This window comes from Mesorhizobium sp. M2E.F.Ca.ET.209.01.1.1, assembly GCF_004010375.2.
Classification (GTDB): Bacteria; Pseudomonadota; Alphaproteobacteria; order Rhizobiales; family Rhizobiaceae; genus Mesorhizobium.
Genome location: NZ_SADP02001168.1, coordinates 1 through 291 on the forward strand (window position 1 = coordinate 1; position 291 = coordinate 291).

1 protein-coding gene is annotated in these 291 nt (G+C 64.3%); it reads left to right on the top strand.

What is annotated here, in order from left to right; translation table 11 throughout:
- A partial coding sequence (locus tag EN852_RS39585; protein WP_135879957.1) for an aminotransferase class III-fold pyridoxal phosphate-dependent enzyme occupies window positions 1-258 on the top strand: 258 nt, incomplete at its 5' end.
- Between the last annotated feature and the right edge of the window lie 33 nt (window positions 259-291).

A 291-nucleotide genomic window follows, 5' to 3' on the forward strand; every position in this document is an offset into this window, starting at 1 on the left:
CTGATGGCGCGTTCGCCCCATGTCGGCGATGTGAGGGGCAGGGGGCTGATGGTCGGGGTCGAACTGGTCGAGGATCGCGCCTCGCGCCAGCAGGAACGCGACCTCGCCGAACGTGTCTTCTATGCCTGCCTGGAACAGGGACTGAGCTTCAAGGTCAGCAAGGGCAACGTGCTGACACTCTCGCCGCCATTGGTCATTTCAAAGACCGATCTCGACCGGGCGCTCGACATCGTCGAGGCCGCGGTGCTGGCGGCCTGACATGAAGGCCGTCCGCACAGATCGCGAACTCGA